Raw genomic sequence first — 17361 nt, forward strand, 5'->3', positions numbered from 1 at the left:
AACTTCCTTCAGAACTTAAAGGGAACACATGGCGACGCTGATCATTTTTTTGAGTGATATTCATATCAAGCTTCCAAGCGATCCAATTCTCGCTCATCACAAGGAAATTGTGGACGCATCGTTCTCAGACTATTCGGACGGTATAACTGACTGCCATCTGGCGATCACAGGCGATATTGCACAGTCAGGAAAGAAGGAGGAGTACGAGCTTGCGAAGGCCTTCATAGGAAATATCAGCGATCACGTCTTTAATCGCATTGGGAAGCGCCCAGGCATAGCGCTATGTCCAGGAAATCACGATTGTAACTTTTCCGACGACCAAGATGTCCGAAACTTGATCATCGAAAAGATGGACTATCGAGCCGAGGTTAAGCAGGGATTGAGTGATGCCTTGGCTGAGCCGCTCAAGGCCTACTTTGAATTCGCCGCAGACGTAGCGTCGCCCATCCACGGGCCTGGCAGGTGGACAACTGACTACCGCTTTTCTGGTGACGTCCGCATCAACTACACCTCCTTGAACGTGGCGCTTACATCTGGACTGCCTGAGCGACAAGGAAAGTTGCTTTTTAGCCTAGCTGCGGACGCAGGCTCTAACGCTACAGAATCTGGAATATCGATCTATTTGCTGCATCAGCCACTTAACTGGTTGGTGGCCGATTGCGCGCGCGATGTCGGTGATCTCATTAGCACAAGGGCTGACATTGCTCTGTTTGGGCATGAGCACCGGGAGCGCGGATTCGTCGTGGCAGGCTTATATGACGAATCAAAGGTCATCAACTTCAACGCTGATGTCTTGCAGGATCGCAAAGGCAAGTTGCCCAGTGGGTTTCGCACCGTTCTTATCCAGCGCGGAGGGAAGATCAAGTCATCTAGGTATGTATGGCAGAGTTCTAGCTATTTGAGAGACGAAGCGAAGTCGGACGATTCATGGCGCGACTGCTTGAATCAGGAATCTCGGCGCAGCGTACTCTCCTTCAAGAAAGACTTTGTGGCATGGATCGACGACATAGGAGCCACCTATGCTCATCGTCGGAAAGAGAGATTAACGTTATCTGATATCTTCGTATGGCCCAACTTGAGGATCAAAACTTGGGACAAGAGTGCCCAGTCGCTTCTCATCGATGCAGAAGAACTGAGTGCGTCCAAGTGCTTTGACGTCGTCGCGCCGTATGGCGTTGTAACAGTCACAGGCGATGAGCAGCATGGTAAGACCACGCTCGCAAAGCGATGGCTGGCCAAGCTCAAGTCAATCGGCTTCTTTCCACTCTACGTTGATTGTTCGGATATCAAGTCTATCAAGGGTCCTTACATCGACCAGAAAGTGAAGGAACTCGTGAAAGGGCAATACGCTTGCGCATCAAGTGACGCCTTTGACCAGCTCGACCCAAAGCAACGCGTTGTGATCATTGATGACTTCGACGACCTGACCTTTAATAGCGAAGGCAAAGCGGAGATCCTCAAGATCCTCAAGGAGCATTTTGGGACTGTGATCCTTCTTGTCAGTGACACACCCGGAGTAGAACTCTGGCTGGACAATATTCTGAGCGAGGTGAAATTCTCAAAACAATCATCTTTCCAGTTGCTGCCGATGAACTTCCAGTCTCGCATGCAGCTCATTGAGAAATGGCTACATATCGGCAACGAGTACAGCTTGGAGCGAGAGGACATCGAGTCGACGGCCACGAGGCTGGGCCGACTTGTGAGTGATGCGCTGGGTCGAAATCTTGTCCCTTCTGTTCCGCTTTTCGTGTTGATTATTCTCCAAAGAGCGGAATCTGAATCCGAACTGGAGACCGTCATCAAGAACGGTTCTCACGGATTTCTATATGAGGCCCTGATCACCCGAGCAATTGGAGAGAAGGTCCCGTCTTTTACCGTGGATACTGCCCAAACGTATCTTACGAACTACGCCGAGACAATCTATTCGGCGGGTGTGGACGGGCTGAGCCTTCACGACGCAGAGGCCTTTCATCGAGCGCATTGCGATTTCTACGAGATTGCCTATAGCTTTGAAAGGACGAAAGTCGAGTTGTGCAATGCGGGCATTTGGCGGGAAAAAACTGGCGTCATTGTATTCGCGTACCCCTATCTGTACTTCTATTTCGTCGCGCGTTTCTTGGCTAATTCAGCCGACCAACCGAAGCGAATGGAAGTCGTCGAGTCCTTGATTTCAACAATACATACTGAAACTTCGGCAAATATTCTGCTTTTCTTGGCACACTTGGGTCGGGACGCGGAAGTCCTTAACAGATTGTTGCAGCACGCTGGAACGGTCATGAGTGATGCTCCCTCCTTTGATGCATACGAGGCGGTTTCCGTTTTTCAGGAATATCAAGAAGGCAAGGTGCGCGCAATCTACTATGAAGCCTCGCGCGAGGATGCCTTGAAAATCGCTCACGACACGGATTGTGAGAGCGATCCAGTCAATATAGTCTCGACCGGCGCTATTTCGACGGTAAGGGATGTTCAAGAATATGCAACCGAGATAAATAGGTCATTTCGTACCCTGCAAGTGCTGGGACAGATTCTTCGAAACCACGCAGGATCCATTGAGAAAGGTAAGAAGCGAGAAATTGCGCTCGCCTGTACGAACCTTGGTCTGCGTACACTGGGGTCCATGTTGACTGTATTTAAGGACGCGGCGCCAGAGATCATTCAATTGCGTGTCGAGTCGATCATCTCAACTGAGAGGGACAAGCTCCTTTGGAGGCAGAAGGTTGACGAGCAGCTAAAGGCGATGTCAGGGGACTTGAGCGACCTTATTACAAATGTTGCTGTCGGCACCTTTGTCCGCATTGCGGGCGCAATCGGAGCGGAGGCACTTGCTCCAACCCTGCAGCACATTCTCTATGAAGGTAATGACCCAACTAAGAAGATCGTTGGGCTAAGCGTGAAACTGGAACACTTCGCAGCGTTTCCTCGCAAGGAGGTCATGGAATTTGTTCCGAAGAAGCCCACGGTCAAGGATGTTTTGGCAGTCGCGCTTGTTCGAGGATTTGTGTTGCGAAGGTTCTACATGTTTCCCGATGCAGCTGAACTGAAGCGCGAGGTCTGCACAGCGCTGAATATCGCTCGACTCCCCTTCCAAGTGAAGAGCCTTGAGAGTAACAAGCAGTAGGTTTTAGCGGCTCCAACAAGAGACGGAGGTAGTTAAGAATGCTGGCCGCTTAGTTACCTTCGACCCTTATACGCATTGATACATTCATTCATGTAACAGTGGCACGAGGCGGCTTGCCAATGATAACTGCTGAGGTCGCCTATATCGCTAGCATCTCGACAGCAAGGGTTGGAGATGACACGTTCTTCTCTGATTCCAAGGCATTCCGAGGGCGGCGTTGCGGCGAGCGGAATGTTTGTACGATCTTGAATGACTAGTTGAATAGCAAGCGCCTGGCAAGGATGAATCTATGAGCAAGTGGACGTCTCAAGGAGTAAAAGCCCCCTGAGTGTTGTATTCAACGAACACCGTAACGCCCGATTGGCCACCGCCGCCATTGTTGATGCCACCGGAGAGGTTGCCCGAACAATCGTTGTCGATGATTGAATAGTTCACTATGGTCGAGTTGCTAATATTGATCCCATAACGCTGCGAATTGATGATCGTAGTGGTATTGATGCCGTTATACGTAGGGCCTATGCGACAGCCGTTAATATGGATGCGATCGGCGCCCGACAGCACCTGGATTCCATCGGTCGCACCTGGGTTCGCACTTGAGTTGCCAGTGATTACACTGTCGTTGATGCGCACATCTCGGCAGCCGGTATCGATGAGAATACCCGTCGAGCCGTTGTCGATCACCTGCGCATTGATCTTCAGGGTTTTGACATTCTTGAAGTACATACCAACATTGGGAATGGATCCCGCCCAGCAGTTGGTGAGGAAGACGCGACCCAGGAATTGCGCGGTGCCATCGAAATACCAGCCACAGTTTGCCGAACTCGGGCCACCCGCGCCATCGCACAGGACGTTAGTGAAAAATAGGTTTGCTAGGTAGCTCCACTCTGAATTGGTCATGGCCGAAATGGCTACTTCAAACTGCGCGATGTTAGCGTCAGTTACAATGACCGTATCACCAGAAATAAGGTCCAGACCATAGCCATTGTTGGTGGGTCCACCTTGGAAGTTTAGACGGCTAAATTCCAAAATTCCGTATTGTTGACCGGTTGCAGACTGCGACACATTAACGGTAAAGCCACTTCCGCTCATGCCTGCACAAGTGATGTCGCAAGCACCACCGCCCGTGCAGCCCTCGCCCCAGGACGCGAGCGAACAGCCGTTATAGGCATCAATGCGGCGCAGCGCATGGCGGCCATTGGCGAAGCTGAAGAAATTGCCGCCCGTGACATAGCCTGCCGAACGCCCCTCCACCGTCATGTCTTGTGCGGTGAAAAATCCTGCGCTCGCAGTCATGAGCGATCCGTTAGAGCTGTTGAGGACCAGGGCTGTAGCCGGACCGTCCCCCTGGAAAGTGAGGCGATTAGGGAGACCCCAGGTTAAGTTTGCTAGTAGATAGCGGCCGTAGGGGAAATAAAGCGCGAGGTCACCGGTCGCCGCACTCAGTACCGCCTGTATCGCCGCCGAGCTGTCAGAGTTGCCCGTCGGATCGACACCAGAGAGCGTCGTAACATTGAACGTGGGGATGTAATTTGACGGAGTTTGGGTGGTCTGCGCCTCAGAAATATTGGGCTTGAGTATTAAGGCCCCGCCGATAGCAAGCGGAGCAGCTCCAAGAAATTTGCGCCTCTCCACAATTCCCTCCCTTAGTTTACCCTAGCTGATAAAGTTGTATTCGTTAGTAACGCTTGGAACAGATAGCCACTCAATACTATTGAAATCCATGGCAGCGAATGGTCATGTGCCTTACCCATTGGCGCAATGGCTGCACTAACGAATTCAGGTTCATTTCGTGACGCATAACAGGACTCCCAAGGTACTCAATCTCCGTGTAATCCTCGAGCCTCTGCTTTCACAGGGAAAACTGTCAGGAGGCATCCGCATCGCCGATTAAGACATTCATTGAATGGTTTCACGACGCTCCGCGACGTGGATAAGAATAAGAAGTAAAGAAGCATCGCGCTTAAGCGCTAGATGTTACCGATTGGACCTTCACTCGACCTACCGTTTTCATAAAGCTTGTGACGTGATGCCCAGTCTTTTGCCTCGTTCAAGATAGCGTCCTCAAATAATTTGTGATCCGCCGGTCTATCCCGCATTTCGCTAGCCGCATAAATAAAGGGATCGAGTTCATGAAACTCTCGCTCGTGACTTCGCAGTACGACATTCCAGAGAAACGTGGCGCCTTCCATCGGTGTGATAGCCCGGTCAAGAATCGAGATGGAAATTTTCCCTGCGAGCCTACGTATGGCATCTCTATTAGAGATATCGCCACCCTCTTCCTGTAATAGGAAGCTGTTGAACTTAGTCCTAATGCTATCCGACTCATCCTCCGAAAGAACAAGTATGTCGATAAGCTGATTGGCAACTATGCCGCAAGAAAGAAGTTCAGACGCTAAGGCCTGAACTTCTTCCACGTTGATCATCCCTAATTTCCACAGTGCCAGCAGGTCCGGCACGTCGGCGGAAAAACGGGGAACATTACTTAAATTTAAATCCACTTCTAACTCCCGTTAGCAGCTCTTCCCAGTAATGAATCACGATGTTTTCGCCTGTGACTAGATCCTGATGCACGTGTTCCATCTTTGCATAAACGTCTTCAGGGAACGCCGGATCTTTTATTCTTCCGGCCATGATGCGCGCTCCTGCGCCGGCCTTGGCCTCATCAAGAGCGAGTTTCTCCGCCAGGCTTAAGGCCTCCGTTCTGACTGGAATTGGCGCTGTGCCAGTAAGGGGCGATCCCACCACATATGTGTAGTCGCCCGGACAACCTGGCACCTCCACAAAAAGCGCAAATTGAGTCCCCATAAAGAAGCGCCTTAGAGGACCACCATTGACCGTCGTCAAATAAGCGCCCGCATCTCTACTTGCATCGGCCAAGCTTCCAAATATGTCCCCGGGATTGAGACCTGATGGGTCCGCAAGGGTTATAGGGCTTTCCTCCGCATAAGCATACGTATTGACTCCCGCAGCCAAGCCGAGTGGATCGGATTCCAGATACCGTCCATTACTCGAATCGTAATCACGAAATCCGTTGCTCCAGTTCCCTGTAAAGTGATCGTAGACCTGCCCTGGCGAACCCACGTCTACGTCAGCAATACCTTCGACCACTACTTCTCTATCGAAAGCACTGTTTTGTGCGCGCCAAACGACTGATCCACCACTGTTTGTAATTTGCTCAGGCCGCCCCGTGTGATCATCCAGCATGTAGTACAGGTTAGGGGTGCCACTACCTATCTGATTGAGCAGCGCTATCGGTTGGCCATTTAAATAAATGTAGTTATTTGCATTAACCACACCCGACGAAGATGTCAGTTCGCCGATGAGATGACCGTCCAAATCGTAACCATACATCCACAACCCCAAGGGGCCATTGGTTAGGCTCAACTGTCCTAAAGCATTCACCTGGTAGGTTGTAGTTCCGCTAGGATACGTCGGACACTGATAACTCGTTTCGCAGTTTGTCAGCGCAGCGCTTCGACTCACGCTGTTGAGACGATTAAACCCGTCGTATGTGTAAGTCGTGGTCACTCCACTGACTGAGTCAGTCGCCCTGTTCCCGTTTCCATCATAGGTATAAGCGTGCGAGCCACGCGACGCAATCTGGTTACTATTCGTGGCGATGGCAACAGTGTCGTTCGTCATCCAACTCTGCTGAGTACGATTACCATTCGCGTCGTAATTGAAGAAAATGGGCGCGACCTGAGTTTGGCTAGTCAAGCGATTCAGATTGTCATAGCCAAATCCCTGCGTTCCAGCATATACGGAGTCAGTCTTTGCAGTGATCCGATCGAGGTTGTCCCAGGTATAAGCTAGGCTCTGTATCGTTGTAGTACCCAGCGTCGAGCCAATGCTCTTGAGCCGCTCATCCTGATCATATGTCTGAGTTCTAGTTATACCGTTTCCATAAGACCAGCTCAGAGGCCGACGAGCCGCATCATAGATAACGTTACTTACCACATTGACGCTTTGGCTTCCGTACTGAAGATTTACGTTCGTTATCTGATCATCGGTCCAAGCATAGTTAACTGTGTATGCCGTTCCGGACATCATTTGAGTGAGACGATTCATTCCGTCATAACTGAATGACGTCGTGGACGAACCCAAGAAGGAATTGTCCGTACGGGTAGCAACCAAACCTTCGATGGAATAGGTCAAAGATGAGGAGCCTCCTCCATTTTGACCGGCGTAAGCACAGAGCTTTCCCTTACCATAGGTGCAGGAATCATACGTGTATGTATACGTCTGAGAGCCCGCAGTCACTGCTGTGACGCGATTAAGCGTGTCATAGGTATAAGATGCGACGAATCCATTGTTCGTTGTCTTGCTTGTGACACGCCCATAAGGGTCGATCGAGTAGCTTGTGGTTCCCGAGTCAGGACTCGTTACTCCCCACACATCTCCAAATCCGTCGTACTTGTAATACGTAGTGAGTCCACGGGGATCGGTTATCTGAAGAGGATTGTCGCCAAAATCATACAAATATAAGGTGGATTTTCCAGTTGTATCGACAATGTACTGCAATCGACTGACAGAATCGTACTTATATGTTGTTGTGTTACCGACAGCATCTGTAACGGTAGAGACGTTCCCGTTTGGATCATACGAATAGGTCCGGCTCTGCCCGCTGTTGCCGTTAATTACTAGCGGTCGCCCAAGCTCATCATAAGTTGCATGAGTTATTAAATCGGGAGAGGTCTGCCCCTTTCGGGTGTAACTTGTGGTAGTGACATCACCGTTTATGTCATACCCGTAATTCTTACTTATCACTGCACCCGATGGGCCAGTCCACATTGAGGAGGTCAGCTTGAAGTCCGGGTCATATACGTACTGAGTGACTTCGCCATCAAACGCTACTAATTTGGATACCTGCCCAGAATTGGGATCGTAATTTATGGACTCCGTGTTTGTTACGCCCGCATGTGTGTGCGATATAGAAGTGACTCGTCCAAACGCATAGGTGTAATTCAACACATCCCCGTTGGCTGATGTCTCAGTAGTCGGCAACCCCATTCCGGTGAAGTTGTTGTAGCTCGTGGCCTGACCTAGAGCATTCACAATACTGGTTACGTTACCCAGGCTGTCGTAGTTATATGTGAGCGTATTCGCTCCACTGGGTGATGGCAGAGTCGTTACAACAGCAGATACCATGCCGTTCGGGTATAGCGAGTAACTGTATGTAGTAGTCCGCGACTGATTCGCGACACCATTGCTAGCCAAATTCGTCTGAGTGACGCTCGCTAGCCTGCCTTGCGGCGTGTATGCGAACGAGGTCTGCAAGTATCCGACTACGGTAACGGATAAAAGTCGATCAGTGCCTGGCGTCGTATCCCATACAAAGTTTGTCACGCGCTGAAAGGGGCCTGGACTTTCTACCTTTTGCAGAATTTCACCATTGACCGCATATGTGTAGTTAGTGATATTACCGTCATTATCGGTATCTGATTGAACATTTTCATTCGCATCATAAGTGCGAGAACTAAATGTCGCTGCGCAGTGCACGGACGCCTGGCCAGTTATCGACAATATGTTTGAATTTGCATCGAACTGATATACAGAAACGTGGCCAAGCGGATTAGTTACGGTGGTAACCGGACCTGTACTATTGCTGCCGTAGCTAATGTTCGTTTGTTGCGTACCATCAGCCATTTCATCCTGAATAGCTTGGCCGACACCGTTATAGCTTGTCAGATCTTGCGCGATGCCATTGTAGTCAACCTCGGTCAGCGCGTATTGGTAATTACCAAAGCCATATGCGCCGCCGGCGTCACTTTTGTACTTATAAGCAACTGACGTTGATCCGCCGGGGAGCGGGAGGGTCGCGGTCTGGAGTTCACCTATCAAATATCTCGTTCCGGACATATCACCAATTGTTCCATATGGAATAATTGTGGAGTACGAATACGAGTTGCCTGCAGGATCAACAACCGTCAATTGCCTAACGATATCGTAGGCTGAATTAGGACCATCAGGAACTTTGGTATCGGTCCAGTGCAACGAGACAGTCTGCCCAGATGTATGGGAAACCACTACGTCTGTCGCATCAGGATAAGCAAAGGTCCAGCCCACGCCAGCCAAATCCTTGATCGACGTCAGTGTGAAATAAGTTCCATTGTAAAGTGCATTGCTGAACGTAAGGACCTTGGAGTCCTCGTCATGAATGACATAAGACCCGTCGCTATTGCGCGTCATCGTTGCGATACCATTTTTAAGTTCGCCAAACGATGCAGTTCCGTCGCTATGGGCGGTACCGGGCCCAAATTGAACAATCGTGCCGTCAGGGCGGACTAGCACGAGAGGACAAACACTTGATGTAGAGGTGTAATTGCAAGCCCCACCTTGCGTCACATCAAGGAACAGCAAGTAGTCGTAGCTTGTCCTCCATCCCCCTGCACGCGTACTAGAGAACGATCCGGTGTTATATACATTGGAGCTGTAGTACCGAGTAAAACTCAGCCCCATTTCACCAGAGCGAGCAAAATCAGTTACCGATTCCACTTTAGCTCCGGTAGCCAACGAAATGGGATCAGCTTTCTTGCAGTCATCCTTAGGCAACTTTCCATTAACTGTAATACGGGCGAGTGTCGTGACTGAGCCTGGTGTCTTTCCAACTTGGAGCGGCGGCGAGACATTCTGGGGTGGAGGCATACCGATAACTGACCCCGCCCCCAACTGCTCCTGTACATCTGGTGCACGGTTGGCAACAACATCCACCCCAGGTAGCTTTTGGGGGCCCGATGCCATCGCGCCTCCAGAACCGCCACCGCCACCGCCATAATCTGTGGGCACATCGGTTTCCGCAAATACATTGCAACTAGCCACCAGCAGGAAGGCGCAGAAAGATGTCGCAAACTTGCTAAACCAGGAATTCGTCGAACCATTAGTCCGCAAACCACGAACAATTGCGGACTCGGTTCCGAGCCTTGCCTTAAGGACTGTCATCATAATTCCCCTTAGTGTGAGGCGAGTATGGACCCGCCTACCGAAATCGCTGCTCAATCTATAATAGACACGTATTGTCCGAATGTAGAATCTTTTGACCTTCGCTGGAAAAATGTAGCCACTCAGGGGGCTAATCCGGTAGAGATGGTATCGTCACGCCCACGCTGCGCTCTCGGCTTGCGAAGATCGAAGCATTGGAGAATTTCTTGGCAGAGAAGATCTCCGAGCCGGAGTGGCGGCCTCCGAGGAGACCAACGCACCAGAGTTAGTGACCCTTGCAGGCTTCGCGAATGTTTTTGTTCGCCTGCTCGATGGCGACCGGTGTATCGAAAAGTACATTGATGAATTTTTGGGTGACGCCTCGAGCGCCGCTGCATACGTAGAAATTGACGGCGCTAGGAGTATCAAACCCAGGACCTGGGCTTTGAAACTCATTTGATCGCTCCCGCAATAGGATCCCGGAAACGGTAGAAGTGCCGCGCCATTCTGCGATTGAGGTCGGAGCACCTATAGAAAATACGGTGACCCACTTGAACAGGTTTCTTGAGATGGCCCGCCACAAGCGATCGGGGCAACGTGACCGCGTGATAAAGTCATCAGATCATGCGGTTGCGCGTGCCGGCCAAACTATGCGAGACATCAGCGGCCAAACTATGTGAGATCGCGCACCTCAATTCCTATCACGCGCCGAGCCAATCTCCAATTTCCCGGGGATTTTTGGCTTTTTTCTTTCTCATCTCCTCTCAAGCCTTCTCACCAAAGCGCGCGTCCGCTGGTAGTATCTTTGGTGGTACAAATGCACTGCCTGGCAGGTGGACTCGCGAGATACCACCTAAGCGCGTGCGAAGTAGCTACATAGGAGAGAAAGATGACGGAACTGACGGCCTTGGCTGCGCGCAATGCAAAGCCCAGGGACGCGATGTACCGGCTCGCAGCAGGCAAAGGACTCTATCTGCAGGTGATGCCGAACGGAGCCAAATACTGGCGCCTCAAATATCGGCATCTGAAGAAGCAACCCAAGATGATCAGTCTGGGAGTTTTCCCAGAGGTTAGCTTGGCTGACGCTCGTGTCGAACGCGATCGACTACGTCAGCTCATTGCGTCAGGCATCGACCCTAGTACGCAGCGACGTGTAGATCGCCTTGCACGCGAACTCGCCAGCGAGAATAGTTTGGAAGCTGTCGCTCGCGCATGGTTTGCCCAAAAGAGCAGTGATTGGGTGCCTAGCTACTCACGAGGCGTGCTTAGTCGACTGGAAAACAATGTCTTTCCATGGCTCGGAAAGATACCCATCAGCGAAGTTACACCGCCACAGATTTTAACGGTGATGCAGCGCATTCATGAGCGGGGCGCAACCGAGACCGCACACCGTACGCGTAACTATCTGAGCGAGATTTTCCGTTTCGCTATCCGGCAAGGCTTGGCCGAACGCGATCCGGCCGCTGACGTCATTGGCGCCATTCCACAAGCGGAAACCGCGCACTTCCCTACTCTCACCGATCCAGCTCAAATAGGAGAACTGCTGCGCGCCATTGATGGATATCGCGGCACTTACATAACACGCTACGCGTTAAAGCTTGCCCCACTCGTATTTACTCGCCCAGGCGAGATGCGTTACGCCGAATGGAGTGAGATAGATTTTTCGCGCGCCGTGTGGACGGTTCCAGGCACCCGACTGAAGATGCGTAAAGCCAAAAAGGCGAAAGCGGAACCACATGTCGTCCCCTTAAGCCGTCAGGCCGTACAACTGCTTCGTGAGCTTCACGCGCTCAGCGGCGCCGGCCGCTTTCTATTTCCCGGTGAACGCTCGGCGCTTCGCCCCATGTCAGAAAACACCGTCAACGGCGCTCTTCATGCACTCGGGTATAAAGGTCTGATCGTCACCCACGGATTTCGACACATGGCCAGCACTGCCCTCAACGAAGCAGGCTGGGCCGAAGACGCGATCGAGCGGCAACTTGCTCACAAAGACAAAAATCGCATCCGCGGAATCTACAACAAGGCGCAGTACATGGCTGAGCGCCGAAGGATGATGCAGGCCTGGGCTGATTATCTCGACAAACTGCGCGGCGACGTTGCTGGTGCGATTCTTCACAGCAAGGCCGCGTAATTGGGGCGCCGATCATTTTCAGCGCCCCGTAGTAGCTCACTTTGTAGTTAACAGTCGCAACAGCAGATCAGCGCGACTCTTGAGGTCTGCGCTGATCATGTCCAGAAGCTGATACACCGCATCCGGCTGCAGCACGTTCTGGCGCATGCCTTCGGTGATGCCTGTCGACGCAGCGTCGATCGCGTCGATGCGCTGCCGAAGTGCTTCGGCATGGCGAATCAACTCCGCGACTGGCGTGATCAATTCCGTGAGATGGTGAGCCATCATGATCATCGTATTCCCTGTTTTGACTAAAACGGCAGGACGAGTTGCGCGCCATTCCGACGCGAAGTTCGTCACGAAAGAAATTACGATGCAGGATATCAGGCGAGGCGGCGATGGCCTATAAAGACAAATTGTGCGCCGACGAATTCACATGTTGTGTAAGCGCATCGATCGCCCCTGCGCACCATCAATGCTTGCTTGCCACTGCGCGCTCACGACGAAACACCCAGCACTTCACCGATACACCGCGACCGTCGGTAATGCGAATGGCACTGTTGACGGTGCGGTAGGTTTGAAATTGGCGCGCGCGGCTCTCCGGTAGCAGCCGCTTCAAATCACTATATGCCGGTACGCGCAATCCAAACTGCGTCGCACGACTCTGAAATTCCGGCAAGCTCACTGCGATCAGTTCATCGTCACGACTGTGATTGAGCTTTTCCCCCTGGTCGGTCTCATTGAGATGATCGAACAGCTCCCAGAACTCCTGCACGATCGGGTGATCGGCATTGATCGCCTGCTGACGATCCACGGCCATTTGCGTGAGCAGATCGAAGGTCGCGCGTTTCTGGTCGGCGGAGATCGGGACGACGTGCTCCAGCGCATCGACCAGCGCCATGATCTGCGCGTGGTTCTTGCAGATGCGCACGCTCTTGAGATTCGGGTGCGCTTTGAGCATGGCTTCATAGCCCGGTGCGTATTCGGCCATCGTGGCAAGGATCTTCGTTTCACGCCGCACCGCCGCGAGGATGAAGCCGCTCACCTGCTCCATGGACCAGTTCTCCAGTGCCTTGCCCGCCGCGCCGCCTTCGGCACTGTGGCCGCTTTTGTCGAAGTTCAAATGCACAATACGTTGCAACACCGCATCGCTGGCATCGACCACCGCGTTCTGACTGATCACAACGGTTCCGCGGAACGGTGGTTCGTAGGTTTCGTTGCCGGCACTCTTGATGCCGCGTGCGCGACCAATACGGCCGTTGTACAGCGGTTTCAATTCATCCCAATCGAACTGCTTCGCGTGCTGCTTGTCGGCGCCGTTGGAACGATCGGCTTCGATCATCACCATCGGCAAGTTGCCGACCTGCCCAAACGTACGTGTGCGGCCGGCCAGCGTGCTCTTGGTGGGATCGATGCCCTCATGTTCCCGACCCAGCAGCTTCCACAGAAATTCGATCAGCGTGGTTTTTCCAGCACCGGCTTCACCGATCACTTCGAGGAAGGGAAAACTCTTGTCGCTCGCACGGATCTGCTCGGCAAACAAGGTGCCCAGCCAGAACGCCAACGCCACCAACCCTTTCACACCGAACGCCGTCCATAGCTGCGAAAACCAGGCGTCGTTATAATCCGCACGGTTCGCGTTGACCGTTAACTTCATCGACTGCAGAAGGCTCTTGATGTTGAGCTTGCCGATTTCGAAGTAATCCTCACTGTTGAGCTCGTACAGCGCACCGTCTTTCACAGCCACGTCGCCCAGGACATAGGTGCCGTGTTCCTTGCTGTAGCCAATGAAGTCGATCGTCTCCACCGTTTTGATGCCGGCGAGCTGCTCTTCCATCAGCCGCATCAGTTGTGCGGTGTTGCCCGTGTAGAGTCCGCCGGCGCAGATGCTCGCCAACCGCTTGCCGAACTCCGCCGCCGCCATGATCTGCGCGCCAGTGAAGGTGTTCTTCACCGCAGGCCGATCGTCCGGCAAGCTCACGCGGAAGTAGTACCAGCTCTCGTCGGTCACATCGTTGCGCTGGTAGTACAACGCGCGGGGATAGCAGGTGCTGATGGGCGTCACTGCATTGCACTCCTGCAACGCGGCGTCCTTGAGCTCATCGTCGGTCAGGCCGTTGTCCTTGTCCTCCAGCGCTTCGCGCGCTTTCGCGTATTTACCGAGATCGAGCTTGAACCACCACAACCGATTGCCGAACTCGAACGGAAATTCAGCCTTGTTCGCTAGGTTGTAGATCAAGAGCGCCTTCTCACTTGGCGTGCGCGCGATGAGCAGCGCACCCTCGTGCAGATAGTCCTTGAGGTGCTCGGGACCGAGCCGATCCCGCTGGTGCAGATCGTTCCAGTCGATCTTGCCGCGACCGGTCTGCTTGATCTGCGCCGCCTTGCAGTCCCAGCCTTGCTGGCGGGCTTCCTTCACCCACTTGCGGATATAGCGCTGACCGGCGCCGTCGTTATCCGTCCCGTCCGTATCGAGCGCCCACACCAGGGTGGGACGACGTAGGCCATGCAACGTCGCGAGCTGTTCCAGCGCGTGACGGGGATAGTTGTTGCAAGTGAGCGCCGCCACGGCGGGGATACCATGCAGCCACAATGCAATCGCATCGAAGATGCCTTCGACAATCCACACCTCGTCGACTGTCTTGAGGTCCAAGCCAGGCGGCACCCACCAATGCCCCGCGTGCTGGCTGCCGTAATTGAAGCGCGCCTTCTTCTTGCCGAACCGCTGTGGCCGATCGATCAGGCGCTCCCAGTAACCGCCACCGGGCAACGGAAACCGCACCGTGGCCGTGCTGGCATCCAGTTCGCGATCGACATAGCTTTCCTGCGTGTAGCTCCCACGTAATCGGGTGATGTCGAACCCACGCGCATGGGTGAGGTACGCGCCAGCGGCGGCATGGGGGTTTGTCTCGGTGACAGCGAAGCGATCCGACCAGCTTTCGAAGAGATCCGCGTACAGGTCTTTGACGTGCCCCTCCCACCCACATTTATTTTCCCGCCCGCAGCGGATGACCCACGGGCTCTCCGCGCGCGTGTACAACTCTTTCTTGCCGCAGTGCGGACAGCGGCCCTCACGCAACCAGGTACCTTCCTTGTCCTTGAACTCGTAGTCCTTCAACAGGCGGCGAGTAATGACCTGGTGCAGCGTCGTATTCATAGGCCCTCGTCGCGTGTCGCAATCCACGCGTCGATGGTGCTTTCGCGCCAGCCGACCGCTTTGCCTCCCAGGCTCACGGCGCGCGGGAAATCACCCTTCGCCATACGGCGATAAATGGTGGCCGCGGAGATGCCACAACGTTGCCGCACCAAGGGCAGACGAAGAATGCAGTCCTTGGGCGCAGGCAATGCATCCTGCTCAAACGCCACCCTCACGACGCCACCGGCGTCGTCGGGTCCGAGCACTCAGCCAGGATGGCGCGGTAGTGATGCGCCGCCGCGATCAGTGCACTGCCCACGGCGATGGCTTGCTCGACCGACATGGCGATGCTGGCAGGACCCGCGAGTAAAGCGACCGGATGCTTGTTATCGGCAAAGCTGCTGGTGGTGACATCGACGGGGCCATCCGTCAGCGGAACGGTGGTGTGGCTGGCCAACGCGGGGTTGTAGTCTGGGATCATGGTCATCCCTCAATGGCGCGTCACGACGGTATCGGTGCGCGTGGCGTAGTCACGCGCCAAGCGAATCAGATCGGCTGCCGTGAACGCGATCCGCGCGCGCGTCACCGGGTCCACCACGAACACCGCGAAGCTCGTGCAATGCGTCAACTCGATGTGCGCTTTGGTGGCGCGCGTGTCCAGCTCGCCCAGTGCTTGCAGTGCGACGATGTTCGCGCGTTCAACGGTGGCACCTTGCGCTTGCAGATGTGCGGCGCAGCGCTCGATCAGATACTGCCGATCGTGCGTGAGGTGTTCGGCCTGGTGGGTAAGCAGGTAGCCGATGGCCACCTCGTGCAGGGTCGTCTGCGACATGGTGAAGTCTCTCCAGGTTGTGGGGAATGAGGCGTTAGCCGGTGGCTTTCGCCGAGGCGTGGTTCGCCGCGCGCGTGGCGGCGAAGGGGATGTCGATCGCTGGGTTCGGCATATCGCTGGGGCACAGCGTGCGGATGGCTTCGAGCCCTGCCACCCAGATATGCCCACAGGCGTCGTTCTGGCACTCGAAGCGCACCTCGCGGTACGTCGGCGTCAGCAGGTCGCTGCTGCGCGCCCGGGCAAAGCTCAGGCAATGCGGACACTTCACCCTGAAGCGACTCTCGCGCCGTGCGGAAGCGGCATGCAGTGGGTGGCGGGTCATGCGCGATTCACTCCAATCGCCGTATTCATGCAACCCGTGATGGCCGACACAGCCGCCGCGCGTTCGTAGCTTTCCAGGCCGCGCAAGTACATCTGGCGGGCAAAAGCTGCGCTGGAGCAGTCATGGCGCTGGACATGGGCATCGTGGCGCGCACGCTCGGGGGCGAGCAGACGCAAGGCGATGACCTGTTTGGTGACCCCGCGCGGGGAATAGCGAACCGGGGATTTGCGCATACTCGGCATGGGGTACGATGGCCTCGATGTGTCACACAATTCGCAGAATACACGCAAATTGCGTGATTGCAATACGCGTTATGCAGGATTCACGCAAAACAAGGGAGAGAGGCAGTGGCCGAATTTGAAGCAGCACCGATCATTGACCGAATGCAGGAAGTGGTCGGGGTACGAACGGATATCGCATTGGGGCAGCATTTCGGCCACGGGAGCAGCACGGTCAGTGGCTGGCGGACCCGCAACAAGATCCCCTACGAAGAATGCATGATTCTTGCAAAACGCAAGGGCGTGAGCCTGGATTGGCTGTTGCTAGGTACGGGTACGATGCATGGCGATGCCACCCCCACCTCCATCACAGAGGGGAGCAGCAACGATCCACGCATGCAACGGATCGGCGGGTTCCTGTCGCATTGGACAGCTACGCACAACGAAGACGAAAAGGCGTGGCTGGAGATGCAGCTTGCGCGTGCAGTGCCTGAATATGCCGAGTGGGTGGCTACGCGCGGAAAGTCATAGCCAACTTAGTGCCCATGCAAGGATGACGTGTCTACGAACGGGGGTGATTCCAAAAACAAGAACCCCTGGTGTAGCGTGATGGATAGGGGTAGGTAACAGCCGCCGGGACGCCCGTGTAAGTATCGGGATGGCATGGACCTAGTAAAACGCATGCTGGGTGGAAAGCGCAGCGTGTA

13 protein-coding genes are annotated in these 17361 nt (G+C 54.0%); 3 read left to right on the forward strand and 10 right to left on the reverse strand.

All coding sequences use genetic code 11. The features are described from left to right. Positions 1 to 28 precede the first annotated feature (28 nt). Positions 29 to 3118, forward strand: coding sequence for an anti-phage protein (locus QQJ86_RS11795; protein WP_284321141.1), 3090 nt, complete (start codon positions 29 to 31; stop codon positions 3116 to 3118). Between the two features lie 306 nt (positions 3119 to 3424). On the opposite strand, the gene QQJ86_RS11800 is transcribed toward QQJ86_RS11795, so the two are convergent. The 3 genes from QQJ86_RS11800 to QQJ86_RS11810 form a co-directional block, all read right to left on the reverse strand. Then, positions 3425 to 4750, reverse strand: a complete 1326-nt coding sequence (locus tag QQJ86_RS11800) for a right-handed parallel beta-helix repeat-containing protein (protein ID WP_284321142.1) — start codon at positions 4748 to 4750, stop codon at positions 3425 to 3427. Between the two features lie 335 nt (positions 4751 to 5085). After that, positions 5086 to 5616, reverse strand: a complete 531-nt coding sequence (locus QQJ86_RS11805) for a hypothetical protein (RefSeq protein ID WP_284321143.1) — start codon at positions 5614 to 5616, stop codon at positions 5086 to 5088. Continuing rightward, complete coding sequence (locus QQJ86_RS11810) at positions 5597 to 10060, reverse strand: RHS repeat-associated core domain-containing protein (RefSeq protein ID WP_284321144.1); 4464 nt, start codon at positions 10058 to 10060, stop codon at positions 5597 to 5599. The genes QQJ86_RS11805 and QQJ86_RS11810 overlap by 20 nt, the downstream gene beginning before the upstream one ends. Positions 10061 to 10925: 865 nt before the next feature. On the opposite strand from QQJ86_RS11810, the gene QQJ86_RS11815 reads away from it, so the two are divergent. Then, positions 10926 to 12167, forward strand: a complete 1242-nt coding sequence (locus tag QQJ86_RS11815) for a tyrosine-type recombinase/integrase (RefSeq protein WP_284321145.1) — start codon at positions 10926 to 10928, stop codon at positions 12165 to 12167. A gap of 36 nt (positions 12168 to 12203) precedes the next feature. On the opposite strand, the gene QQJ86_RS11820 is transcribed toward QQJ86_RS11815, so the two are convergent. From QQJ86_RS11820 to QQJ86_RS11850, 7 genes are all read right to left on the reverse strand, one after another. Then, positions 12204 to 12434, reverse strand: coding sequence for a hypothetical protein (locus QQJ86_RS11820; RefSeq protein ID WP_284321146.1), 231 nt, complete (start codon positions 12432 to 12434; stop codon positions 12204 to 12206). Between the two features lie 184 nt (positions 12435 to 12618). Continuing rightward, positions 12619 to 15303, reverse strand: coding sequence for a toprim domain-containing protein (locus tag QQJ86_RS11825; protein ID WP_284321147.1), 2685 nt, complete (start codon positions 15301 to 15303; stop codon positions 12619 to 12621). Then, positions 15300 to 15518 carry an AlpA family transcriptional regulator gene (locus QQJ86_RS11830; protein WP_284321148.1) on the reverse strand — a complete coding sequence of 73 codons (219 nt, stop codon included), beginning with the start codon at positions 15516 to 15518 and terminating at the stop codon, positions 15300 to 15302. Before QQJ86_RS11830 ends, QQJ86_RS11825 begins: the two co-directional genes overlap by 4 nt. After that, positions 15515 to 15769 carry a hypothetical protein gene (locus QQJ86_RS11835; RefSeq protein WP_284321149.1) on the reverse strand — a complete coding sequence of 85 codons (255 nt, stop codon included), beginning with the start codon at positions 15767 to 15769 and terminating at the stop codon, positions 15515 to 15517. Before QQJ86_RS11835 ends, QQJ86_RS11830 begins: the two co-directional genes overlap by 4 nt. 3 nt (positions 15770 to 15772) lie before the next feature. Further along, positions 15773 to 16114, reverse strand: coding sequence for a hypothetical protein (locus tag QQJ86_RS11840; RefSeq protein WP_284321150.1), 342 nt, complete (start codon positions 16112 to 16114; stop codon positions 15773 to 15775). Between the two features lie 34 nt (positions 16115 to 16148). Next, positions 16149 to 16436 carry an ogr/Delta-like zinc finger family protein gene (locus QQJ86_RS11845; protein WP_284321151.1) on the reverse strand — a complete coding sequence of 96 codons (288 nt, stop codon included), beginning with the start codon at positions 16434 to 16436 and terminating at the stop codon, positions 16149 to 16151. Further along, positions 16433 to 16669, reverse strand: coding sequence for an ARID/BRIGHT DNA-binding domain-containing protein (locus QQJ86_RS11850; RefSeq protein ID WP_284321152.1), 237 nt, complete (start codon positions 16667 to 16669; stop codon positions 16433 to 16435). The genes QQJ86_RS11845 and QQJ86_RS11850 overlap by 4 nt, the downstream gene beginning before the upstream one ends. A 114-nt stretch (positions 16670 to 16783) precedes the next feature. Between QQJ86_RS11850 and QQJ86_RS11855 the strand changes: the two genes are divergently transcribed. After that, on the forward strand, positions 16784 to 17185 hold the full coding sequence (locus tag QQJ86_RS11855) for a helix-turn-helix domain-containing protein (protein WP_284321153.1): 402 nt from the start codon (positions 16784 to 16786) through the stop codon (positions 17183 to 17185). The last annotated feature ends 176 nt before the right edge of the window (positions 17186 to 17361 follow it).

The organism is Dyella acidisoli (genome assembly GCF_030160295.1).
In the GTDB taxonomy this organism is placed as follows: domain Bacteria; phylum Pseudomonadota; class Gammaproteobacteria; order Xanthomonadales; family Rhodanobacteraceae; genus Dyella_B; species Dyella_B acidisoli.

Excerpts from the sequence above, each read along its gene's own strand:
- QQJ86_RS11810 (WP_284321144.1), bottom strand. The coding sequence starts at position 10,060 with ATGATGACAGTCCTTAAGGCAAGGCTCGGAACCGAGTCCGCAATTGTT.
- QQJ86_RS11820 (WP_284321146.1), bottom strand. The coding sequence starts at position 12,434 with ATGATGGCTCACCATCTCACGGAATTGATCACGCCAGTCGCGGAGTTG.
- QQJ86_RS11850 (WP_284321152.1), bottom strand. The coding sequence starts at position 16,669 with ATGCGCAAATCCCCGGTTCGCTATTCCCCGCGCGGGGTCACCAAACAG.
- QQJ86_RS11815 (WP_284321145.1), top strand. The coding sequence starts at position 10,926 with ATGACGGAACTGACGGCCTTGGCTGCGCGCAATGCAAAGCCCAGGGAC.
- QQJ86_RS11840 (WP_284321150.1), bottom strand. The coding sequence starts at position 16,114 with ATGTCGCAGACGACCCTGCACGAGGTGGCCATCGGCTACCTGCTTACC.
- QQJ86_RS11825 (WP_284321147.1), bottom strand. The coding sequence starts at position 15,303 with ATGAATACGACGCTGCACCAGGTCATTACTCGCCGCCTGTTGAAGGAC.
- QQJ86_RS11845 (WP_284321151.1), bottom strand. The coding sequence starts at position 16,436 with ATGACCCGCCACCCACTGCATGCCGCTTCCGCACGGCGCGAGAGTCGC.
- QQJ86_RS11795 (WP_284321141.1), top strand. The coding sequence starts at position 29 with ATGGCGACGCTGATCATTTTTTTGAGTGATATTCATATCAAGCTTCCA.
- QQJ86_RS11835 (WP_284321149.1), bottom strand. The coding sequence starts at position 15,769 with ATGACCATGATCCCAGACTACAACCCCGCGTTGGCCAGCCACACCACC.